Below are 21,311 nucleotides of genomic sequence, written 5' to 3' on the forward strand. Positions count from 1 at the left end.
CGTTCATAACGACACTTGGCGCTACTTAGTTGGGCGGGGGTGGGTCAGCCGCGCTCGGACAGCCTCTTGACGTCCGCCACCAGCTTGTCCCACATGCCCTGCGAGTGCTCTGCGGCCTCCGCTGTGGGGTTGTTGTCCTGGGACAGCGTCAGCAGCGTCCGGCCACCCTGGTCCTGCAGCGTCCAGGTGAGCGTGTGGTAGTTTTCCGGCTTGTCCTCCTGGCCGGTGAGCGGACTGAAGTGCGTATACACCAGCCGCCGGCCGGGTTCCACGTCGAGGACCACTCCCTTGTCCTGGTACTCCTTGCCTTCCCAGGTGCCCTGCCAGGTGATGGGTCCGCCAACACTCCAGTCCGTGGCGAGATCGGCGCCGAACATAAACTCCTTCGTGGCCGCCGGATCCGTGATGACGTCCCACACCCGGCCGGGCGGGGCCTCGATGGTGACGGCCGACGCCGCAAGGTAGTCACCGGGCATTGGACTTGGCCTTCTTTGCCGTCAACAGCAGGTACTCCCATTCCATCTGGAACGGGGAATCACCGTGGGCATCGCCGAAGGACTCAGCAAGTTCGGTCAGCGCAGCGTCCAGTTCCTTGACCCTGGCGCTGTCCTCCGCAATGAACTTGTACACGGCGATGGTGGGCCCGTAATGGGATTTGAAGTAGCGCACGAAATCCTCGGGCTGGTGGAAACTGCGGACGGCCAGGGACTGTTTGCGGGCCTTGACGTCGGTGACCCCGCTGCCAAGCAGTTCCCGTACATGATCCTCGCTCCCCCACAGCGGCGCGGGTTGCGCACCCGGTGGCGGCGGCGGGGCGAACGGCTTCAAGGCGGCGAACATCTTGCCGATGAACCCTTCCGGCGTCCAGCTGAGCAGCCCGATGGTGCCGCCCGGCTTGCAGACGCGCAGGAGCTGGTCCGCTGCGGCCTGGTGGTGCGGCGCGAACATCACACCAAGGCAGGACATCACGGTATCGAACTCTTCGTCGCCGAACGGCAGGGCCTCGGCGTCCCCCTCTTTCCATTCCAGTTCAACGCCGCGGTCGGCGGCCTGGTGGCGGCCGGCGTCGAACAGCTCCGGGGTGAGGTCGCTCGCCACTACCTTCGCCCCCATCATCGCGGCGGGGATGGCGGCGTTCCCGGCGCCGGCGGCCACGTCCAGGACACGCTGGCGCGACGTGATGCCGCAGGCTTCAACGAGGATCGCACCCAACTCAGGGAGCAGCTCACCCGCGAGCGCAGGGTAGTCCCCAGAGGCCCACATGGCGCGGTGCTTTTGCTTGAGCGCCCGGTCCGCTTCCAGAACATCAGCCTGTTCAGTCATGACTGTGCCTCCCTACTGTGAATGGTTCCCAGTGAGTAACAGCGCGCTGCCGGCACAGCGGAGGCTGTGATGCGACTCATTGTGGACGCGCCCGCCTTCGCTGTAAAGGGACAGCCGAAACGGGCACTGCGCCAGGGGCAACGAACGGGGACCCCCGCTATCGCAAAGCCGGAACGCTCAGTAGTTTCATAGCTATGGCACGCACCCAGGCAGCGCTTCCGGCGGAACCGATATTGTCACGCCGGCTTGCGCGCCCTGGTGCTCGTTGCCTTGCCGGCGGCGGTTTTCGCGGCAGGCTTGTCGGCAGTTTTGCTCGCCGTGGATTTAGCGGTGGATTTGGTGGCGCCGGTCTTGGCAGCGGAGTTGCTGTCCGTGGACTTGGCGGTGCTCTTGCTCGCGGTACTCTTGCTCGCGGTGGTCTTGCCGGCCGTGGACTTGGTCTCAGCGGACTTGCTTTCCGTCGCTTTGCCGGTCGCAGCCCGCTTGCGCGCCGGCTTGGCAGCAGCCTCTTCGTCGTCCTCGGATTCCGTGGAGCCGGCTGTGTCGTCGGAGTCGCCGGCAGCAGTTCCAGCCCCTCCCCCGCGCTTCCGGTCCAGGCTCCGCTTCAGCGCCTCCATCAGGTCAATGACCTCACCCTTGCCGCCTTCACCGGCTTCCACACCAAAGGTTTCGTCGGTGTCCAGAGCATCGCCCTGCTCGAGTTTGGCCTCGATGAGCTGGCGCAACTGCACCTGGTAGTCGTCGGTGAAGTGCTCGGGGTCGAAATCGGCGGCCATGGATTCCACCAGGGCCGCGGACATGTCCCGCTCCTGCGGAGAGATCTTGATGGACACGTCCAGCGAAGGGAAGTTCGCTTCGCGCACCTCGTCCGGCCAGAGCAGGGACTGCAGCACCAGGACGTCGTCCTTAATGCGGAGCGCCCCCAGCCTGGTCTTCTCGCGCAGGGCGAACTGGACGATGGCCACCCTGTCCGTGTCCTCGAGCGCGCGCCTGAGCAGCACGTAGGCCTTGGGCGACTTGGAGTCCGGCTCCAGGTAGTAGCTCTTCTCGAACATCATGGGTTCAAGCTGCTCAGAGGGCACGAACTGGACCACTTCAATCTCGTGGCTGTTTTCGGCCGGAATGGCCTTGAGCTCGTCCTTGGAGAGGACCACGGTCTTGCCGTCCTCCTCGTAGGCCTTCTCGATGTCCGAGTAATCGATGACCTGGCTGCACACCTCGCACCTGCGCTGGTAGCGGATCCGGCCGCCGTCGGCGTTGTGGACCTGGTGCAGACTGATGTCATGATCTTCGGTTGCGCTGTAGACCTTCACGGGTACGTTGACCAGGCCAAACGCGATGGCACCTTTCCAGATGGCTCTCATTCCCTAAGTCAACAGCAAGGAGCGCCGGAGGTGAAGACCTGTGGCCGCCGCTAAGGAGCGTGTCCGGGTTGCCGGCAGGGAAATGACCCTCACCAACCTGGGCAAGGTCATCTATCCGGAGACCGGCACCACCAAGGCGGACATCCTTGCCTACTACGCCGCCGTGGCACACGTCCTGATCCCCGCCGCAGCCAACCGGCCGGCCACCCGGAAAAGGTGGGTCAACGGCGTTGGAACGGAAGAAAAGCCCGGTGAGGTCTTCTTCCAGAAAAACCTGGAAGACTCCGCCCCCGGCTGGCTTCCCCGTGCGGCCATCACCCACAAGGACCGGACCATCCACTACCCCATGGTGAATGATCCCGCCACGCTGACCTGGTTCGGGCAGATCAACTCCCTGGAAATCCACGTCCCCCAATGGCAGGTGGATTCGCACGGCAACCAGCTGAATCCGGACCGGCTGGTCCTGGACCTCGACCCCGGCACGGGCGCCGGACTCGAGGAGTGCGTGGAAGTCGCATTGCTGGCACGCGGCATCCTCGAGGATGTGGGACTGGACCCGGTCCCGGTGACCAGCGGCAGCAAGGGCATCCACCTCTACGCCGCTCTTGACCGGAGCCAGACCTCTGACCAAATCTCCGCGTTCGCCCGCGAACTGGCCCGCGCCCTGGAAGCGGACCATCCGGACCTGGCCGTCAGTGACATGAAAAAAACACTGCGCAAGGGCAAGGTGCTGGTGGACTGGAGCCAGAACAACGCGGCCAAAACCACCATTGTGCCGTATTCGCTGCGCGGCCGGCCCACTCCGATGGTGGCCGCTCCCCGGACGTGGGAGGAGATCGGTTCGCCGGGACTGAAGCATCTGGACTACCAGGCCGTGCTGCGCCGGGTGCAGGACGGCACTGACCCGTTTGCCGCCGTCGTCCGCGCCTCGAATTTCCGCGCCTCGGACCAAAGCATGGACGTACCGGACAAGCATCACGACGGCGACCCGCGCCTGGGCAAGTACCGCTCCATGCGTGATCCCAAGGCCACGCCGGAACCGTTCAGCGGCATGGCCGGCAGCGGGGACGCGTTTGTCATCCAGGAGCACCATGCCAGCCGGCTCCACTTCGACCTCCGGCTGGAGCACGACGGCGTCCTGGTGTCCTGGGCGCTGCCGAAAGGCGTCCCTGAAAGCGGCGGGAAGAACCACCTGGCGGTCCAGACCGAGGACCATCCGATGGACTACCTCACCTTTCACGGGACCATCCCCAAGGGCGAATACGGTGCCGGCGAAATGACCATTTGGGATCACGGAACCTATGAACTGCACAAGTGGATCAATGGGCGGGAAGTGATTGTTACCCTGCACGGTTCCGAGGGCGGGGGCCTGGGCGGGACGAAGAAGGTGGCGCTCATCCATACCGGCCGTGGCCAGGGCAAGGATGCCGAAGGCCAGTGGCTGATCCACCTCATGGACAAAGACCGGCCGAGCACCCGGCACCGGCCTGCCGCCGTGCCGGAGGAGCCGGAGGAGGGGGACGAAGAGCCGAATAACGAGGAGACTGCGGCCAGCCAGGAGGGTGTGGCAGGGGAAGTTGCCGAAGAGTCCGTTGTGGAGCCGGACAGCGAATCGGGGCAGCCCGGTGAAGAAGCCCCCGCCGCTGCAGCATCACCTAAAGATTTCAGCCCGATGATGGCTACGTCCGGGAAAGCGGCCGACCTACAGGGCAGCAACTGGCAGTTCGAGCTCAAGTGGGACGGAGTGCGCGCCATCCTCGTGGCGGACGAACAAACCATTCGTATCTTCAGCCGCAACGGGAACGACGTCACCAGGACCTATCCCGAGTTCACGGACAGGGGCTGCTGGCCGCCCCAGCCGTTCGTCGCCGACGGCGAGATTATCGCCGTCGGCCCTTCCGGCCGGCCTGACTTCGGCCTGCTGCAAGGCCGCATGAAGCTCACCCGTCCCGCCGACGTCGCCAAAGCCCGCAGGGCCATCCCGGTCCGGCTGATGCTTTTCGACCTGCTGTACGACGGCGGCACGGACCTTCGCATGCTGCCCCTCGCCAAGCGGCGCGCCCGGCTGGAGCAATTCTTCAGTCCTTCGGACTGCCCGGTGGACCTGTCGATGGTCCTCGATGAGCCGGTGGAACACATCCTCGAGAGCGCGCAGGAACTGGGCCTCGAAGGCGTGATGGCCAAACGCACCGACAGCCGCTACGTCAGCGGACAGCGGACCCGCACGTGGATCAAGCTCAAGCTCGACCAGACCCAGGAAGTGGTGGTGGGCGGCTGGCGGCCCGGGAAAGGCGCCCGCGCGGGGTCGGTGGGATCGCTGCTGGTGGGCATCCCGGAAGGGCAGAACCTGCGCTATGTGGGCAGGGTGGGCAGCGGCTTCAGCTGGCGTGAACTCACCGAGCTCCGGCAAACCGTAGACCGGCTGGCCCGGAAAACGTCACCCTTCCAGGACGTCCCCCGTGAAGATGCTGCCGATGCCCGGTGGGTCAGTCCCCGCTTGGTGGGTGAGGTGACCTACAGCGAGTGGACCGGAACCGGACGGCTGAGGCACCCCGTATGGCGCGGCTGGCGGCTGGATAAGGAGCCATCTGAGGTTGTGCCGGAAGCGTAGGTCTGCGCGGCGATCCGCATTCCAGGACACCGAAAGGGCCGGGCGACCCCCGAAATGCGGGTGTCGCCCAGCCGTCTTCCGTCATGGACGTGTGTCCTAAACGCGCGTGCTCCTAGGACGAGTGCGGCATTTGCGGCCGGCTGGTGCGGTGGACCGCCGTCACGGCTGCCCCCTGCCCCATGCGTCCGTGACCGGCCCCGCGTTCCTTGGGGTGCCGCCGCTTCCCGTTGCCATCGGGCCAGGAGCCTGCTGCACCCGAGTCCATGGAGACGGCCGGAGCCTCCGCGCTGGGCATGTCGGGGGCTTTCATTGCCTCCGCCAGGTGGTCAGCGACTTCAGGCGCAAGGTTTTTTCGGGTGATTTCGTCAGCCATTTGTTCTTCCTTTCCGCGATGAAACGAAGTGTTACCAAAGTGGGGCCCGGCAAGGCCCGTGCGACTGTGGGTGGCCGGCAACCGCCAGGCCGCAGGCGTCCGCCTGCCTTAAGAAAGTGTTCCCATGGCACCAACCTTAGGGAACCGCGGGGCACCTGTGAACCCCCGCCATGAAGCGGCCTCCGCAAGGCCGTGGGCGGCGTCACAATTCGCTTCCCGGAGCGTGCTAAAAGCAGCCCTCCGGGGCACTATCGGGAAAAAATTCGGTAACGATTGCCTTGAACCGTGCCGATCCCAGTGCTGGCGCGGGAAAAGCAGGGAAAAGATCTCAGTGAAGTCGCCATGAAAAGTGCCGAAAAGGGTTGATCCTACGGGATTAAACCGGCGGGCGCCATGGGTTTCGCGTAAAATTGAAGGCCTGCCCGGAGCGGGGCAGCTACAAGTCGCAAGCAAATGACCTCCACAGGAGTTGCCCAAATGCCCACAGACCGAAGCATCACCGACTCTTCCGCAGGCACGTACAGCGCCTCCGGAACCAACCCAGCAACACCCCCCGGCACCCCACCCGCGGCTGCCAAAGCACCACGGAAGCCGATAAAACTCGGGCGCCGCCGGCTCAAGGAGTCTGACGTCAACGTGGTGAACCAGCCCATGCTTAAGAAGGCACTGGGCGGAACCATCGTGGGCAACACCATGGAGTGGTACGACGTAGGCGTTTTCGGCTACCTCATCACCACCATGGGGCCGGTCTTCCTGCCGGAATCCGATCCCACCACCCAGACGCTGTTCCTGCTCGGAACTTTTGCCGCAACGTTTATCGCCCGCCCGCTCGGCGGCGTGATCTTCGGCTGGCTTGGCGACAAGGTTGGCCGGCAGAAGATCCTCGCCACCACGCTGATGATCATGGCAGCCAGCACGTTCGCCATTGGGCTCCTCCCCGGCTACGCGCAGATCGGACTCTGGGCCGCAGGCCTCCTGGTCCTGCTGAAGATCGTCCAGGGCTTCTCCACCGGCGGTGAATACGCCGGCGCCACCACCTTCGTCAGCGAATACGCCCCGGACAAGCGCCGCGGCTTCTTCGCCAGCTTCCTGGATATGGGCAGCTACTTCGGCTTTGCCCTGGGCGCAGCGCTGGTCTCTGTGCTGCAGCTGACCCTGGGCCAGGGTGTGATGGAGGAGTGGGGCTGGCGCATCCCGTTCCTGGTGGCCGGTCCGATGGGCCTGATCGCCATCTACTTCCGGAGCAAGATCGAGGAATCCCCTCAATTCCAGGCCACCTTGGACGCGCAGGAAGACCTCGCCAAGCACGCCGCCGCAACTGACGTGGCAACGGCAAAGGGCCCGGTAGGAATCGTGAAGGCCTACTGGCGCTCCATCATCGTGGCGATGGTCCTGGTGGCCGCCGCCAACACCGCCGGCTATGCGCTGACGTCCTACATGCCGACCTACCTCACCGAGGCCAAGGGCTACGACGAGGTGCACGGCACGCTGCTGACTATCCCCGTCCTGGTGGTGATGAGCCTCTGCATCCCGCTGACCGGCAAGCTGTCCGACCGGATCGGCCGCCGGCCCGTACTGTGGATCGGTGCCCTGAGCACGGTTGTCCTGGCCGCCCCGGCGTTTATGCTGATCGGTGTCGGTGAGATCTGGTCCACGCTGGCCGGCCTTGCACTCATCGCGTTCCCCGTGACCTTCTACGTGGCCAACCTGGCCTCGGCCCTGCCGGCCCAGTTCCCCACGTCCAGCCGCTACGGCGCCATGGGTATTGCCTACAACTTCTCGGTGGCCATCTTCGGCGGCACCACCCCGTTCATCGTGGCAGCCCTGATCAGCGCCACCGGCAACGACATGATGCCTGCCTACTACCTCATGGGCACCTCGCTGGTGGGCGCCGTGGCCATCTACTTCCTGAAGGAATCGGCCCAGCGTCCCCTCCCCGGCTCCATGCCCAGCGTGGACACCCAGGCTGAGGCCCGCGAACTGGTGGCCACCCAGGACGAGAACCCGCTGATCGACCTGGACGAGCTCCCGTTCGAGACCCAGGACATCACCGATTCCAGTGCCGAAAAGGTTCCAGCCCAGGTCTAGCGGCCCAGGTTTAGCCAACCAGGTTTGGCCAACCAGGTTTAGCCAACCAGGTTTGGCCATCCGGGCCCGCAGAGTCCGGACCGGGCAGACCAGCAGCCCACGCTCCCAAGGCCCGTCCCGCGCAGCTTCCATAAAAGCGCGCGGGGCGGGCCTTTGCCGTGCCGCCGCCCATGTCGTTTTGTTTCCCCGCGAGGCGCCAGGACATGCCGTCCGGCGGGGTCCGGTGATACTTTCCAAAGGGACCTTGAAGGGGATCCGGGGTATAGGCAGGGACGGTGCGGCATGAGGCTTCTGATGGAGCAGGTGCGCGCCCTCCACCGGCTGGAACCCGCAAACCGGGATCACCTCGCCGCCCTGCGCGTGGCAATCAGCGTCGCCGTCCCCTCGCTCCTGCTCCTGGCCGTGGGCCGGACCGACCTCATCATGTACGCCGTCTTTGGCGCCTTGACCGGGATGTACGGGCGCTCGGAGCCGCACCAGCTCCGCTTCCTGCACCAGTGCCAGGCCGCGGTGGTCCTGTTGGGCGGCGTGACTGCCGGCCTCTTGCTGTCCGTCAACCACCTGCAGTCCTGGTGGCTTGTGGGCGTGGAAGCTGTCCTGGCCGGGGTGGGATCCGTCTTCGCCGACAGGGTGCGGCTCAAGCCAAACGGCCCGTTCTTTGGCATCCTGGCCCTGGGCGCCTGTGCCTCGGTCCCGGTGCCGGTTCCCTGGTACCTGGCCCTGCTCATTGCGGCAGGGGCTGCTGCTTTTTCCCTGCTGGTGGGTTTCGGCGGCTGGGTCCGGCACAGATCCTGGCACCGGGGTGCCGCCCGGGCGGCGGCCGCGCTGCAGCCCGCCGGCCGGCGCGAGGTGCTGGTGCACGCCACCCGGTACGTGCTCGCCGTTGGGGCGGCCGGTACCGTGGGGGTCCTCAGCGGCAGCGGCCATCCGCACTGGGCGATGGCCGCAGCAGCCGTTCCCCTCGCCGGCGCCGACCTGCCCAGCAGCGTCCGGCGGGGCATCCACCGCATCGTGGGAACGTTCGTGGGACTGGCCGTGACCGCCGTCGTCCTTATTCCCGGGCCGTGGACCCTTGCGGGCCTGTTCCCGGGGCAGCAGGCCGTGCTGCTGGCCGTCCTGGTGATCCTGTTCCAGTTCACCACCGAGCTGTTTATGGCCCGCCACTACGGCCTGGCCATGGTTTCCTTTACGCCGGTGATCCTGCTGATGACCCAGCTTGCCGCGCCCATCGACCCCGCGGTCCTGATCCTGGAACGCGGTGTGGAGACCCTGGTGGGCGCGCTGGTGGGCATCGCGGTGGTGGTAGCGGTACGCCGGGCAGGCTCACGGACCGTTGCTGCCCTCCTTGGGCTTCCGCGGCGGGCCCGCCACTAGCTTCGCCGGGGCTATCCGCGCCAGCGCAGCCACCAGTTTGTAGCGTTTGGTGGGGATGGAAACGGCTTTGCCCCTGGCATTGTCCGCCAGCCCCTCCCGGACCACGCGCCCCGGACGCAGCCAGGTCCACGATGGAACCACGGACTTGTCCATGCCCATGCGCTCATGGAATTCCGTGTGGACAAAGCCGGGGCAGACCGCCGTGACTTTCACGCCCCGGGCACCGTAGGCGAGGTTGGCCCACCGGCTGAAGCTCAGCATCCACGCCTTCGCCGCGGAATACGTGCCCCGCGGCAGGAACGCGGCGATGCTGGCCACGTTGATGATCCGTCCCTGGCCACGGTCCAGCATGCCCTTCAGGGCGGCATGCGCCAGCACCATGGACGTTTCCACATGTAGCTTCAGGTGCAGTTTCTCCTCGGAGACGGGGTTGTCCTCGAAGTTGTGCAGCAGCCCGATGCCGGCGTTGTTGACCAGGATTCCCACCGGCCGCTCGGGCTCGGACAAGCGTCCGACGACGGCGGCAACGTCTGCGTCGTCCGTCAGGTCCGCGGGCAGCACCTCAGCCGTGATTCCGTAACGCCGTTCCAGGCCCGCCGCCGTTTCCTCGAGGCGGGCCCGGTCCCGCGCCACCAGCACCAGATTGTGGCCCTGTTCCGCCAGCTGCCGTGCGAACTCCGCACCCAGGCCTGCACTGGCACCGGTGACCAGGGCTGTAGTTCCGGAAATCGAAGTGATATCTGAGGTCATGGTGCCAGCCTAGCCCTGGACCTGGTGCCTTTCTGCCGGTCCTTCTTCCGTTGCCTTACCCGCCGAACCGGGCCAACGGGCTGGCAAGGCGCCCGGCCCTCCTGCTGCAGAATGCCCCGCCGTCGCCTCCCGTCACGGCCGACCCAAAAGGGAATGACTGAGGACTAGGGTGGGGGTACGGGCGGCCCGCCAGGCCGCGGATCCATCAGGGGGAAACATGGAGCAGCCAGCCGGTGCGATCGGCTTCCGGGAAGTGGACCAGGACGGAAATCCGGTGGGCGCCGGGGCTAATCCGGCCATGGCGGAGAATCAGCCTGAAGGACGCCTTCTTGCCGCCGTGAACCCATTCATCGCCGTCTTGTGGGTACTTGCCATAGCACTGCTGGGCGGTGGAATCCTGGCTTTCCTCAACGCCAACTTCTCGATAGGGCCCTCAGGTGGGGCGATGCCCTTGTCCTTTGTGATTTTCACCTTTGCCCCGCACGCGGTATTGAGCGGCATCATCGCCATCATTGGCCTGCTGTTCTGGCACGCGCACCAGTGGCAGCGAAGGCATGCCCCGGGCACTAGGGCTCGTCCAAGGGAACCGGATATGTGACCTGGGGAACATACGGATTTGTTTCGGGATTAGTAAGCATGCTTTGCTTATGGGGTAAATGAACCTCCGCAAGCAACCGCGGCGGGCTGCCAACGCCGGCAGGACCGTAAGAAGCCCAAGGACGAACATCATGACCACCGCAACACAAGACCACCTCGCGGCCCCAATGGGAACGGCAGCAGAAGCAGGAGCTCCCGTTGGCTCCATCCGTCCTGTGGACCTGGGTTTGCTGGAGACGTTGAACTCAAGGATGCATTGCCGGACGCCGATGAAGCGTGTGGATCCGGATGAGACGCCCCTCTTCCAGCCGGTGCGGGTGGATGGCGCCACGGTCATTCCTGTCGGCGCCCCGTCCCCGGCCGGCGTATCACCGGCCGGCCCGTCACCCGCGGTGGAAACCTACCGCTGCGCCTGCGGCTTCACCATCGATGTTCCCGTGGCCGAGGCACACGCCCTGGCCAGCTGACGCCCCGGCGCCACTGTAGCCCCGGCCAAGGCGGCCCGAAGGCTATCCGCCCTCGCGGCCGGCTCTACGGCGGCTGGCCGCGCCGCGGGAGCCGCGGGCAACCACGGGTCGCCTCGCCGCCCCTTACCTACTCGAAAAGAATTGCCCGGCCCCGCTAACGTGCGGGAGCCCGGGCAGCCTCCACCGCCAGCCGGGTATCCTGCAGCACCAGGTCCGCGTTGATGGCGGCGGCAGCTTTCAGCCCAGCGGCCGCGGCCGTCATCACCTGCGCGGACACATCCGTGACATTGCCTGCGGCCCACACTCCCGGGCAGGATGTCAGCCCGGAGTCGTCGGTGTGCAGGCGGGTCCCCGGCCCCTCTTCAAGGCTGTCGGGTTCCAGCCCCAGGACCTCGAGCATGTTGGTTTTGCTGACTGTTGCCGGATTAACCACCAGCACCTCCAGCGGTACCGCCGAACCGTCGTCGAGCGTGACCGCCCTGAGCTTGTCGTCCTGGACCACCAGCCCGCGCACCCTGCCATCGGCCACCTTCACGGACCGGGCGTCCAACTGTTCCCTCTGACCGGGGCTGAGGGTCAGTTCGCCGTTGGGCAGGAGTGTCACGTCGCGGCTCCATTGCCGGAAGGTCAGGGCCTGGAGCACGGCATGGGAACTCGAAGCCAGGACCCCCACCGCTTGGTTCCGGATCTCCCAGCCGTGGCAGTAGGGGCAGTACAAAACGTCGCGGCCCCAGCGCTCGCGCAGACCCGGCAGGTCCGGAAGCTCATCCTCACTGCCCGACGTGATCAGCAGCCGGCGGGCTGTGCAGGTGGAGCCGTCGTCGAGCGAAAGGACAAAGTTTCCGTCCTCGCGGACGGCGGAGCTGACGAGCCCGGTCACGGCCGTCCCGCCGTAGCCCTCCAGTTCTGCGCGTCCGGCAGCAAGGAACTGCCGGGGGCTCATTCCCTCGCGCGTCAGGAAGCCGTGCACTCCCTCCGCCCGCAGGTTCCGCTGCCCGCCGGCGTCAATCACCACCACTGAGCGCAGCGCCCTGGCGAGGGCAACTCCGGCGCTCAGCCCGGCCGGCCCGCCGCCGATGACGGCAACATCGAACAGTTCTCCGAGGTGGTCCATCCCCGGTTCCTTCCCGGTGTGCGCAGCACTGTAGAAGCGTGCGCATTCACTATGCGCGCGCCCTCTGCAAGACCGCGCTCAGGAGGAATTACCCTGCCCCGCGGCAGAATAACGCGCAGGCCGGGATCGGCGCAGACTGGAGGGGAAGGAGCAGCGGCTACTGGCGCCGGTTCACGCTCCCAGGCCGGTACGGGCCGGCCGTTCCGGCCAGTCCACGCATTGCTCATAGCCCTCGTGCTTGCGAAGGTAAGCGGCGATGAACGGGCAGTGCGGGATGATCCGCTTTCCTGCTGCCACAACGTCATCCAGGGCGAAGTGGGCGAGGACCTTGCCCAGGCCCTGGCCTTCGAAGTCCGGCGAGGTTTCGGTGTGGCTGAAGTCGATATGGCCGGGCAGGTCCTGGTAGAAGGACTGCACGGCAAGCTTGCCGCCCACCAGCAGCTCGTAGCGGTGTTGCGCGTCATTGCGCCGCAGCGTGACGTCGGGGGTATACCTATCCTCGGTGGACATCATGTTCTCGGTCATGGTTCGACACTGGCACTACTTCACCCCGCTGGCAATGCCCGGGTGCCCCCTCCTGCGGGGATCCCGGGAGGTGGACGCCGCAGGACCGGACACCCTGCCTGGAATTCCGCGCAGCACCAGGACGGCAATGGCAAAGCACAGAGCACCGGCTCCCAGCAGTTCCAGCGTCAACCCGCCCAACGCGGCGGCTGCGACGGGAAGGAAAGTTACGACGACGGCGGCCGCCACGGCAGGCGCGCGGCAGCGGGAAGTGCTGACCGCCGTCGGACGTTCCTCCAGGCGGCCAAAGACCGCCACCACCGGGAGCAGCAGGAGGACCAGGGCCAGGAGCACCACGGGCCTGGCCCACCACCATGGAGCCGCGCCGGATGGGGGCTTGGGGACCGGGGTGAGGAGAAGCAGGCCGGACATTCCCACCAGCAGCGGAAGATGCCAGAGGTACACGGTCAGCGACCGGACTCCGGCCCGGTACAGCAGGCCGTGCACCCACCGCACGGCGCTCAGCGGTGCCAGCGCCGGCCGGGAAAGTTCCAGGATGGCAGCCTGTGACACTCCCAGCAGGAGGAGGCAAAGGGTGGGCGGATTGAGGTTCACCAGCATGTTGCCCGGGTACAGCCCGAGGCCTGTCACGGTTCCCAGGACAAGATTCGCAGCCAAGGCAATGCCCACGAGGCCGGACCGCGAAACCCTGGACCAGCACTCGTCGGCCGCCAGGAAGCCAAGCTGCTGCACGGCGCACCAGAGGAAAACCAGGTTGGCGCAGGCCAGGGCAGGCAGGGCGCCCCGCAGGCAGTCCACTGCCACCACCAGCGCCGCGAGGGCGGCCATGGTGAGCCAAGGCGCCCGACCGTGGCAGGCGGCCAGCAGCGGAATGTTCAGCTGCGCCGCCAGGTAGGCAGCCAGGAACCACAACGGCATCGCCGCGCCCGCCACCATCAGCTGCACCACCTGCGGGTGGACCCCCATCAGGCCGGCGGCGCCGAGGCCCAGGAACATCACGGCCAGCAGTGCCATGGCGGGACGCACCAGGCGCAGCAGCCGGAGCCGGACGAACTGGGCTGCCGTGCCGCCGGCGGCCTTGAGCCGCCGCCACGACTGCAGGCCGGTGGCGCCGCCCGTGACGAAGAAGAGCGGCATGACCATAAAAATCCAGATGACGGGCACGAACCAGTCCTGCTCCGCAAGGGTGTTTTCCGTGGTCACGGTGCCGTCCGCGTGCAACACCGGGCTGACCATCATGCAATGGCCCACCACTACCAGCGCGAGGCAAAAGAACCGGACAAGGTCGATGACGGGGTCACGGCCGGTTGCCGTGCCGGGTCCCGGGGATGCCATACGCTCCCTGACGCCGCCCACCATGCTGCCTCACGAAAAGCCCTCGCTGCTGACAGCTCCATTGTCCCCCTGCGGCGCTTCCGGATTGAAGACGGGGCTGGGAAAGTCAGGTCATAACAAGGGCCAGAATGCCCAGCACGACGGCGAGCAGCGGCAGGGTGCCCTGGGTGGCTGCAGGCCGGAGGTACTTCCTGCCGGTTCCGGCCAGCACTGCGGCGGCCAGCAGCATGGAACCGCAGCTGGAGAAAACCAGGGTCCAGCCGGCCACGGACTGGGCCGATCCCCCGTTGCCCACCCCCACCAGGCCAATACCAATGAAAGCTCCAATGGCCAGGAACAGGTTGTAGAAGCCCTGGTTGTAGGCCAACGGCCTGGTGGTTTCAGCGTCGGCCTGCGAGCCCACACCGAAACGCTTCCAGGTGGCCGGCCTGGTCCACGTCACCGACTCCATGATGAAGATGTAGACGTGGAGAGCGGCGGCCAGGAAGGCAAAAAGGAGGGAGGCCAGGATCATTGCTTGATCCTAGCCTCCCCTTGACGGAAAACGTCAGCGTGAGAGCGTGGCCAGCGCGGTGCTGGCGAAGCTGGCCGCCGAGTGGTTCCAGTGGCCCAGGAGCCCCTGGAGGTTTTCACCGTCAGACCGGTGGGCCGGCAGCTGTTCCTGCAACGTGGACAGCACACCAGTGCGGAGCTCCGTGTTGAAGTTGACCTTGCCTACGTTCATGGATGCCGCCTTCACCAGCTCTTCAGAAGGAATGCCGGAGGCGCCGTGGAGCACCAGCGGGATATGGGTCCGCACGGCGATGTCCTGCAGGACATCCCAGCGCAGCTGCGGCTCCCCCTTGTACTTGCCGTGGACGTTGCCGACGGCGACGGCCAGGAGTTCCGCGCCGGTCCTGGACACGAAGTCCTCCACCTGGGCCGAATCCGTCAGCCCGGCCACTGGCACGCCGGACTGGTCAGCGCCGAAAGCGCGGTCCTCGTCGCCGGCCAGGCCGCCCAGTTCTGCTTCCAGCACCACGTCGGGTCCCAGGAGTTCCCGGGCTGCACGGACCAGCGCGATGTTCTCCTCGTAAGGAAAGGACGAACCGTCGGCGAGGACGGAATCCGCACCCGCCGCAACGGCGTCGGCCATGACTTTAAGGTCAGTGGCGTGATCAAGCTGCACCGCAACCGGAACGGCCGCAGCATCGGCGAGGCCGCGAAGGGCTCCGGTAAGGCGCAGTCCGTTGGGCGTGGCTGCCGTTTTCGGGGCCACCAGCAGGATGACGCCCCGGCCGGCTTCCTCCGCCGCGGCCACCACGGCCAGTGCGGTGGTGAAGTCGTAGCAGGTGAAGGCCGGGACCGCGGATCCATGCTGGAGGGCGGAGGTGACCAGGTGGTCCAGTCGGGTGCGCATCAGACGCCCAGGCCTCCCACCAGGATCCAGGCCACGAAGGTCAGGGCGAAGCCGGCCAGTCCGAGGATGGTGGTGAGGACGGTCCAGGTCTTCAGGCCGTCCGAGACGGTGAGGCCGTAGTAGCGGACTACGGTCCAGAATCCGGCGTCGGTCACGTGGGAGAGGCCCAGAGCACCGAACCCGATGGCGATAACGATCACCGCGATCTGTGCCGGGGTGTATCCGCCTTCGGCGACGGCGGAGGTGAGCAGGCCCGTGGTGGTGACAATGGCAACGGTGGCCGAGCCCTGTGCTGCGCGAAGGGCCAGGGAGATCACGAAGCCCAGCGCGATGATGGGCAGGCCGAGGTGGTCCAGGGTCTGGGACAGGGCGGCCCCGATGCCGGAGGTACGCAGGACTTCGCCGAACACGCCGCCGGCGGCAACCACCATCAGGATGGAGGCGATGGGAGGCAGCGCGCCTTCGAAGATTTCACCGGTCTCCTTCAGCGACCAGTTGCGGCGGACCGCCAGCAGGAAGAAGGACAGGGCGACGGCGACGAGGAGGGCGAAGAACGGGTTGCCGACGAAGGCCGCCAGGCCGTACCAGGAGTTGTCCTTGGGAATGGTGAGCGTACCCATCGTGCCGATCAGGATCTGCACGATGGGAGCAGCGATCAGGAAGATGATCAGGCCCGGACGCGGCGGAGCGATGGCAGCGGCACCGGGGCCGTCGTGGCCCACCTTCACCAGCGAGTCGGAACCGAATTCCTCAACCTGTGCCTTGACGGACGGGAGCAGTTCGTAATCCTTGCGGTTCATGATGCTGGCAACCCAGTAGGACAGGAAGCCGAGCGGAACGCAGATGGCCAGGGAGATCAGGGTGATGAGTCCGATGTCGGCGCCGAAGACGCCGGCACCTGCCACGATGCCGGGGTGCGGCGGAACTGCCACGTGGATTGCCAGCATGATGCCCGCCATGGGCAGGCCGAACTTGACCGGGTGGACCTTGGCGATCTTGGCGAAGGCGTACACGATGGGGACCAGGACGATGACGCCCACCTCGAAGAATACGGGGATGGCCACCAGGAAGCCGACGGCGGTGAGTGCCACGGCCACGCGTTTGGCGCCGAGCTTTTCGGTGAAGTGTGCGGCGAGCGACTGGACGCCGCCGGATACTTCGATCATGCGGCCCAGGACGGCGCCAAGGGCGATCAGCAGTGCCACTTTGCCCATGGTGCTGCCCACGCCGTTGGCCACAACGGTGAAGACGTCCTTGAGCGGGATCTGCGCGGCGACGGCAACCATGATGCTGACCGTGAGCAGGGCAACGAAAGCCTGGATTTTGAAGCGGATGATCATCACCAGCAGTACGGCGATGCCGATGGCTGCGATGGTGAGCAGCAGCGGGGTGCCTAGCTCCACTGCGGGTTTGATGGCGGGGGCATCCGCCGCCCGCACTATAAGCGGGCTCATGAGGTGGTTCATGAAGGGTGTCTCCTTTGACGAGCCAGTCCAGAAGACGGGCGATCAGGCGCTGGTTTTTTCTGAGGGGGAACGCTGGGGACTGCTGGGGAACTGCCGGGAGGTACGGCGACGGCGGAGGGGGGACCGCCGTCGTCGTACTTCCCTGGAGGGCGGCGCTAGTTGGTGCGCTTGGTGGGGGCGACCACCTTGATGACCGCGGAGTCATCGGCGGCGGCGAGGCCCTGGGCCTGGCCCAGGAGGTAGAGCTGCTCCGCGGCTGCGGCAACGGGGGCAGCCAGGCCGGCGGCGCGGGTGGCTTTGCCCACGATGCCCATGTCCTTGACGAAGATGTCCAGGCGGGAGAGGACCTCGGCGCCTTCTTCGTTGTAGGCCTCCAGGATGCGGGGGCCGCGGTTGGAGAGCATAAAGGAGCCGGCAGCACCGGCTTCGAGGGCGGCAAGCGTCTTGGCCTGGTCCAGTCCCAGGGCGTCGGCGAGGGCCATGGCTTCAGCCGCAGCGGCGATGTGCACGCCGCAGAGCAGCTGGTTCACGGTCTTGAGTGCCTGGCCGTCGCCGGGCTTGTCGCCCACCACGGTCAGGGTGGAAGCCAGGAGTTCCAGCGCGGGGGCGGCCTTTTCCCGGGCTTCGGGGGAAGCACCGACGACGATGAGCAGGTCGCCTTCGCCGGCGCGCTTGGGGCCGCCGGACAGGGGTGCATCCACCAGCTCTACGCCATATTCCGCCAGCCTGGCGACGGTGGCCGGGATAGCTTCGGTGCCTACGGTGCTGCCGAGGATCACGACGGCGCCGGGCTCGAGCACGGAGGCCACACCGTTTTCGCCGAACAGTACGTCGTTGAGCTGCTCGCTGTTGCGGACGGCCAGGAGCACGGCGTCGGCGCCCTTTGCGGCTTCGCGGGCGGTGCTGAATGTGGCGATACCGGCTTCTTCGGCGAGCTTGAGGCGGGGCTCGGCGATGTCGAAGCCGTGGACGGTCAGCTGGGACGCGAGACGGGTGGCCATAGGCAGGCCCATGGCGCCGAGGCCCAGGACGGTGACGGTGTAGTTGCTGGTCATGGTGTTCTCCATTGAATTCTTGCAGGACTAGGGGTTAGTTGCGGGCCGGCCCGCCACCCGGGAGGGTTGGGAGCCGGTGGGGATTAGAAGGTGTTGCTGAGCTTGCGGGTGACCTCGGCGAGGGACTGGTCATCGCCCACGTTGCCGGCGAAAACGACGTAGGGGATGCCCTTGGCGGGGCCGTCCACCGGTTCCCAGAGCGAGACGATGCCGGGGAGCATGGGGCCGCGGACGATCGCGTGGCGGATTTCCAGGCCGTGCGCGGCGACGTCGGAGGAGGTGATGCCGCCCTTGGCGATGACGAAGCGCGGCGGGAAGGTTTTAAGCGTCCGGTTGACCACGGCGACGACGGCGGCGGAGACGGTGCGTGCGATCCGCAGGCTTTCGGCGGGGTCGTCCGTCTTGATGAGCAGGCGGCTGGTGTGGACGATGACGTCGCCGCCGCGGAGGGCTTCGACGACGGTGTGCACCGTCTGGTCCAGGTGCTCCTCCGCGGTATCGCCGAGGAGTTTTTCGACGTCGATCTCTACGATCCGGGCGGCGCTGTGCTGTTCGGTCAGGGCTTTGAGCTGGCGGGTGGTGACGCCCACGTGGGATCCGACGACGATGAGACCGCCGGCTTCGGACGGGGTGTTGCCGGCGTAGGCTTCTGCGCCGCTGAGTTCGGTACGGATTTCCTGGCCGATGCGGGCGCGGCCGAACGGGGGGCCGACGCGGTAGAGGAGCTTCTTGCCCCGGCGTTCGGCTTCTTCCAGGCCCAGGGACAGGGCGCGGAGGTCGTTTTCGGTGACGATGTCGGCCACGATGGGGGTGGAGTCCGTGGCGGCTTCGATGGCGTCGGCGATGGCGTTGGCGCTGATCTGTGCACCGGCGGCAGGATCCTGGGCGGCTGCCCCGGCACGGATGGTGTTGAGGTCCAGGACGATCACGGCGTCCGCGGCGAAGCGTCCCTGGGACTTCTCCTGGACGTACTCGGCCATCACCGAGGTGGTGAAGCCGAAGCTAGCGTCCTTCGCGAATTCGGTCTCGGACACCGGGGTGAGGGTCCCGGCTGCTTCACCGGTGCCGCGCATGTAGTGCACGCCGCCGATGGTGACCCGCCCGGCGTCGGGGAAGGCTGGGACCAGCACCACGCCGTCGGTCTTTTCTCCACTGACGTCCGCCACGGTGGCGGCGATGACGTCCGGCTCCAGCGGGTAGTGGCCACGGAGGGTGGAATCGCTCCGGCTGACGAAGCCGAGCCGGAGTTCAGCGGGAGACCCGGCGGCGGCGAGGGCGTTGCGGACCACTTCCTCGTTGCGGGCGGCGGCTTCTGCGGGATCCAGGCTGCGGGTGTTGGTCAGGACGTAGACGGCGGGCTTGGACTGGCCAAAGGCCCAAATGAAGTCCTCGACGTCCCAGCGGGTGAGCACGGGCAGATCTGCCACGGACTGGGTTCCGGTGGGGTCGTCGTCGAGCACTACCAGCACCCGCGGGGTCTTCGCGTTGGAGGCGGCCACGGCATCGGCCACGGTCGCGGCGGAAATCCGGACCTCGAGCGGGTAAGCGGCCAGAACGTCTGCTTCAAGCTTCACGGTGCACTCCGTTGTGTATGGGTCCTCGGAACCTGATGGAACTGTAAGATGTCTGACATCTTGCATTTGAATGCTAGTGTGGCACAGGACATAAAGACGCGCAAGTAGACTTGTCTGACATATCCGCAAAGGCAGTAATGGGGGCAGCAGCATGGCAAGGAAGTCGCTGGTAGGCCAGGTGGCCGATGAGCTCCTGGACCGCATCATTGCGGGCGAATTCCCGCCGGGCTCACTCGTCCCCGGAGAGCACGAACTCAGCGCCCGGCACGAAGTCAGCCGCATGACCGTCCGCGAAGCCATGAAAACCCTGCAGGCGCAGCACATCCTCAGCGTGGAACGCGGCCGCGGCACGTTCGTCAACCCGCTCAACCGGTGGGCATCATTGGAAGCAGTGCTGCGGGCAGCCTCAGAGGGCAAAAACGAAGCCGAAGCCTCCATCCAGCTCATCGAACTCCGCCGCATGCTGGAAACCGGCGCGTGCGAGCTGGCGGCCGGACGAATCAGCGACAGTGATATCCAGGCACTCTTCGGGTACGTGGCCGCCATGCGCGCCGCCCATGAGGTGAATGATGTCGCCGCATTCGTGGAAGCGGACCTCGCCTTTCACGACCTGATCCTGCATGCCTCCGAGAATGTTTTTGTTGCCGTTTTGTTCGAGCCGCTGCACAGGGTGCTGGAGAAGCGGCGCACCGAAACCTCGGCAGTGCCCCAGATCCAGGAACACGCCATCGGCCATCACCAGAACATCGCCGAAGCCCTCGAATCCCGGGACGCGGCGCGATCCCGTGAAGCGATGGACGCGCACATGCAGCAGACCCTGGACGACCTCAAGAACCTGGTACTCGAGGCGAAGTAGGAGCCGGAGTCAACTGACGGGGTCAGTCCGCGGGCGCGGCAGTGGTTCCGCGGATCACCAGTTCAGTTGCCACTTCCAGGGCAGTCGGGGCGGCGGAACCGGGCTGGTCCTGCTGTTCGGTCAGCATCCCCACCGCCATGGAAGCCAGCTGAGCCAAGGGCTGCCGCACCGTAGTGAGTGGCGGCGACGTCAACGCGGCCTGGGAAATATCGTCAAAACCCACAATGCTGAGGTCCTGCGGAACGTGCAGCGAGCGCTGCGCCGCCGCGTTCATCACACCAAGGGCCTGAAGGTCACTTCCGGTGAAAATCGCGGTGGGCGGTTGAGCCAGGTCCAGCAATTCCCCGCCGAGCCGCATCCCCGATTCTGTGCTGAAATCTCCGTCCTGTACCAGCTCGGGCAGTACTGGCAGCCCGGCCTCGTGCAACGCAGCAGCATAGGCGGCATAGCGCGCGCGGCCATGTCCGGGACTGTGCTTGCGGCCGGTAATGATGCCGATCCGGCGGTGGCCCTGCCCCAGCAAGTGGCCGACTGCAGCCAGGGCGCCTGAGAACGACGCCGGGCTGACGCTGGGGATGGCGAGTCCTTCCGCGCCCTCAGGGTCGATGGCGACGGCGGGAATCTTCAGGGTCCGCACCATACTCACCAGACGGGAGCCCTTCCGGGGAGCCAGCAGGAGCACGCCGTCGAGCCGGTTCACTGACGGCTCCCGCAGCTTGCGCCACCGCTCCGGCGTTACATGCTCGGCCCGGGCATAGGCCACCGCATATCCCAGGCGATCAGCCGCCGCTTCCACCCCTTCCATCAGTTCCAGCACCCAGGGGGAATCGAAGTTGTTGACCACAAGTTGCAGGATGCCCGGCTGGGTGGTTGGAACGGCGCGTTTGGAGTAGTCCAAGTCCTCCAGGGCCTGCTGCACCCTCGCGCGGGTGGCGTCGGAAACATGGGTCCGGCCGTTGAGCACCTTGGAAACGGTGGGCACCGATACGCCTGCCGCGGCCGCGACGTCAGCGATCTTGGGACGCGGGGTGGCGGTCACG

Annotated in this window: 20 protein-coding genes; 6 read left to right on the forward strand and 14 right to left on the reverse strand. The window is 66.3% G+C overall.

Translation table 11 applies throughout. The annotated features are described in order from the left end of the window. Positions 1-44: 44 nt before the first annotated feature. The 3 genes from QRN11_RS05005 to ku form a co-directional block, all read right to left on the reverse strand. Complete coding sequence (locus QRN11_RS05005; RefSeq protein WP_091423582.1) at positions 45-476, reverse strand: SRPBCC family protein; 432 nt, start codon at positions 474-476, stop codon at positions 45-47. After that, positions 466-1,323 (reverse strand): class I SAM-dependent methyltransferase, encoded by an 858-nt coding sequence (locus QRN11_RS05010; RefSeq protein WP_285250124.1) that lies wholly within the window; start codon positions 1,321-1,323, stop codon positions 466-468. The genes QRN11_RS05005 and QRN11_RS05010 overlap by 11 nt, the downstream gene beginning before the upstream one ends. A gap of 236 nt (positions 1,324-1,559) precedes the next feature. Then, positions 1,560-2,687: a non-homologous end joining protein Ku gene (gene ku, locus QRN11_RS05015; protein WP_285250125.1), complete on the reverse strand. Its 1,128-nt coding sequence runs from the start codon at positions 2,685-2,687 to the stop codon at positions 1,560-1,562. Between the two features lie 82 nt (positions 2,688-2,769). Here ku and QRN11_RS05020 point away from each other — a divergent pair, with 82 nt between their 5' ends. Beyond that, entirely contained in the window at positions 2,770-5,298 is a 2,529-nt protein-coding gene (locus QRN11_RS05020) for an ATP-dependent DNA ligase (protein WP_502935012.1), read from the forward strand. A 112-nt stretch (positions 5,299-5,410) separates the two neighbouring features. On the opposite strand, the gene QRN11_RS05025 is transcribed toward QRN11_RS05020, so the two are convergent. Beyond that, a complete protein-coding gene (locus tag QRN11_RS05025; RefSeq protein WP_142059083.1) occupies positions 5,411-5,671 on the reverse strand; it encodes a hypothetical protein in 261 nt (86 codons plus the stop codon). 477 nt (positions 5,672-6,148) lie between these two features. Between QRN11_RS05025 and QRN11_RS05030 the strand changes: the two genes are divergently transcribed. Both QRN11_RS05030 and QRN11_RS05035 read left to right on the forward strand, forming a co-directional pair. Beyond that, a complete protein-coding gene (locus QRN11_RS05030; protein WP_285250127.1) occupies positions 6,149-7,759 on the forward strand; it encodes an MFS transporter in 1,611 nt (536 codons plus the stop codon). Positions 7,760-8,041: 282 nt separating this feature from the next. Then, on the forward strand, positions 8,042-9,133 hold the full coding sequence (locus QRN11_RS05035) for an FUSC family protein (protein ID WP_285250128.1): 1,092 nt from the start codon (positions 8,042-8,044) through the stop codon (positions 9,131-9,133). Here the strand turns inward: QRN11_RS05035 and QRN11_RS05040 are convergent. Beyond that, positions 9,083-9,883 carry an SDR family NAD(P)-dependent oxidoreductase gene (locus QRN11_RS05040; protein WP_285250129.1) on the reverse strand — a complete coding sequence of 267 codons (801 nt, stop codon included), beginning with the start codon at positions 9,881-9,883 and terminating at the stop codon, positions 9,083-9,085. The genes QRN11_RS05035 and QRN11_RS05040 overlap by 51 nt on opposite strands. A gap of 217 nt (positions 9,884-10,100) precedes the next feature. On the opposite strand from QRN11_RS05040, the gene QRN11_RS05045 reads away from it, so the two are divergent. Beyond that, the gene (locus QRN11_RS05045) at positions 10,101-10,481 is read left to right on the forward strand and encodes a hypothetical protein (RefSeq protein WP_285250130.1); all 381 of its coding nucleotides are present in this window, start codon (positions 10,101-10,103) and stop codon (positions 10,479-10,481) included. A 130-nt stretch (positions 10,482-10,611) separates the two neighbouring features. Then, the gene (locus QRN11_RS05050; protein WP_285250131.1) at positions 10,612-10,947 is read left to right on the forward strand and encodes a hypothetical protein; all 336 of its coding nucleotides are present in this window, start codon (positions 10,612-10,614) and stop codon (positions 10,945-10,947) included. 154 nt (positions 10,948-11,101) lie between these two features. On the opposite strand, the gene QRN11_RS05055 is transcribed toward QRN11_RS05050, so the two are convergent. The 8 genes from QRN11_RS05055 to QRN11_RS05090 form a co-directional block, all read right to left on the reverse strand. After that, complete coding sequence (locus QRN11_RS05055) at positions 11,102-12,061, reverse strand: NAD(P)/FAD-dependent oxidoreductase (protein ID WP_285250132.1); 960 nt, start codon at positions 12,059-12,061, stop codon at positions 11,102-11,104. Positions 12,062-12,232: 171 nt separating this feature from the next. Further along, complete coding sequence (locus tag QRN11_RS05060) at positions 12,233-12,586, reverse strand: GNAT family N-acetyltransferase (protein ID WP_091423600.1); 354 nt, start codon at positions 12,584-12,586, stop codon at positions 12,233-12,235. Positions 12,587-12,601: 15 nt separating this feature from the next. Next, positions 12,602-13,921 (reverse strand): acyltransferase family protein, encoded by a 1,320-nt coding sequence (locus QRN11_RS05065; RefSeq protein ID WP_285250133.1) that lies wholly within the window; start codon positions 13,919-13,921, stop codon positions 12,602-12,604. 106 nt (positions 13,922-14,027) lie between these two features. Continuing rightward, positions 14,028-14,435, reverse strand: coding sequence for a DUF1304 domain-containing protein (locus tag QRN11_RS05070; protein WP_285250134.1), 408 nt, complete (start codon positions 14,433-14,435; stop codon positions 14,028-14,030). Between the two features lie 33 nt (positions 14,436-14,468). Beyond that, positions 14,469-15,320 carry a class II fructose-bisphosphate aldolase gene (locus QRN11_RS05075; protein ID WP_285250135.1) on the reverse strand — a complete coding sequence of 284 codons (852 nt, stop codon included), beginning with the start codon at positions 15,318-15,320 and terminating at the stop codon, positions 14,469-14,471. Further along, positions 15,320-16,786, reverse strand: a complete 1,467-nt coding sequence (locus QRN11_RS05080) for a GntP family transporter (RefSeq protein ID WP_285250136.1) — start codon at positions 16,784-16,786, stop codon at positions 15,320-15,322. Before QRN11_RS05080 ends, QRN11_RS05075 begins: the two co-directional genes overlap by 1 nt. 155 nt (positions 16,787-16,941) lie before the next feature. Then, positions 16,942-17,841 (reverse strand): NAD(P)-dependent oxidoreductase, encoded by a 900-nt coding sequence (locus tag QRN11_RS05085; protein WP_285250137.1) that lies wholly within the window; start codon positions 17,839-17,841, stop codon positions 16,942-16,944. Positions 17,842-17,924: 83 nt separating this feature from the next. Continuing rightward, complete coding sequence (locus QRN11_RS05090; protein WP_285250138.1) at positions 17,925-19,415, reverse strand: four-carbon acid sugar kinase family protein; 1,491 nt, start codon at positions 19,413-19,415, stop codon at positions 17,925-17,927. Positions 19,416-19,566: 151 nt separating this feature from the next. Between QRN11_RS05090 and QRN11_RS05095 the strand changes: the two genes are divergently transcribed. After that, positions 19,567-20,271 (forward strand): FadR/GntR family transcriptional regulator, encoded by a 705-nt coding sequence (locus QRN11_RS05095; protein ID WP_285250139.1) that lies wholly within the window; start codon positions 19,567-19,569, stop codon positions 20,269-20,271. 22 nt (positions 20,272-20,293) lie between these two features. On the opposite strand, the gene QRN11_RS05100 is transcribed toward QRN11_RS05095, so the two are convergent. Next, entirely contained in the window at positions 20,294-21,310 is a 1,017-nt protein-coding gene (locus tag QRN11_RS05100) for a LacI family DNA-binding transcriptional regulator (protein WP_285250140.1), read from the reverse strand. Between the last annotated feature and the right edge of the window lies 1 nt (position 21,311).

It is taken from the genome of Pseudarthrobacter sp. fls2-241-R2A-168, from assembly GCF_030209335.1.
Taxonomy (GTDB): domain Bacteria; phylum Actinomycetota; class Actinomycetes; order Actinomycetales; family Micrococcaceae; genus Arthrobacter.

Bases quoted from the DNA above. Each gene is read 5' to 3' on its own strand.
- QRN11_RS05005 (WP_091423582.1), bottom strand. From the start codon at position 476: ATGCCCGGTGACTACCTTGCGGCGTCGGCCGTCACCATCGAGGCCCCG.
- QRN11_RS05010 (WP_285250124.1), bottom strand. From the start codon at position 1,323: ATGACTGAACAGGCTGATGTTCTGGAAGCGGACCGGGCGCTCAAGCAA.
- ku (WP_285250125.1), bottom strand. From the start codon at position 2,687: ATGAGAGCCATCTGGAAAGGTGCCATCGCGTTTGGCCTGGTCAACGTA.
- QRN11_RS05020 (WP_502935012.1), top strand. From the start codon at position 2,770: ATGACCCTCACCAACCTGGGCAAGGTCATCTATCCGGAGACCGGCACC.
- QRN11_RS05025 (WP_142059083.1), bottom strand. From the start codon at position 5,671: ATGGCTGACGAAATCACCCGAAAAAACCTTGCGCCTGAAGTCGCTGAC.
- QRN11_RS05030 (WP_285250127.1), top strand. From the start codon at position 6,149: ATGCCCACAGACCGAAGCATCACCGACTCTTCCGCAGGCACGTACAGC.
- QRN11_RS05035 (WP_285250128.1), top strand. From the start codon at position 8,042: ATGAGGCTTCTGATGGAGCAGGTGCGCGCCCTCCACCGGCTGGAACCC.
- QRN11_RS05040 (WP_285250129.1), bottom strand. From the start codon at position 9,883: ATGACCTCAGATATCACTTCGATTTCCGGAACTACAGCCCTGGTCACC.
- QRN11_RS05045 (WP_285250130.1), top strand. From the start codon at position 10,101: ATGGAGCAGCCAGCCGGTGCGATCGGCTTCCGGGAAGTGGACCAGGAC.
- QRN11_RS05050 (WP_285250131.1), top strand. From the start codon at position 10,612: ATGACCACCGCAACACAAGACCACCTCGCGGCCCCAATGGGAACGGCA.
- QRN11_RS05055 (WP_285250132.1), bottom strand. From the start codon at position 12,061: ATGGACCACCTCGGAGAACTGTTCGATGTTGCCGTCATCGGCGGCGGG.
- QRN11_RS05060 (WP_091423600.1), bottom strand. From the start codon at position 12,586: ATGACCGAGAACATGATGTCCACCGAGGATAGGTATACCCCCGACGTC.
- QRN11_RS05065 (WP_285250133.1), bottom strand. From the start codon at position 13,921: ATGGCATCCCCGGGACCCGGCACGGCAACCGGCCGTGACCCCGTCATC.
- QRN11_RS05070 (WP_285250134.1), bottom strand. From the start codon at position 14,435: ATGATCCTGGCCTCCCTCCTTTTTGCCTTCCTGGCCGCCGCTCTCCAC.
- QRN11_RS05075 (WP_285250135.1), bottom strand. From the start codon at position 15,320: ATGCGCACCCGACTGGACCACCTGGTCACCTCCGCCCTCCAGCATGGA.
- QRN11_RS05080 (WP_285250136.1), bottom strand. From the start codon at position 16,786: ATGAACCACCTCATGAGCCCGCTTATAGTGCGGGCGGCGGATGCCCCC.
- QRN11_RS05085 (WP_285250137.1), bottom strand. From the start codon at position 17,841: ATGACCAGCAACTACACCGTCACCGTCCTGGGCCTCGGCGCCATGGGC.
- QRN11_RS05095 (WP_285250139.1), top strand. From the start codon at position 19,567: ATGGCAAGGAAGTCGCTGGTAGGCCAGGTGGCCGATGAGCTCCTGGAC.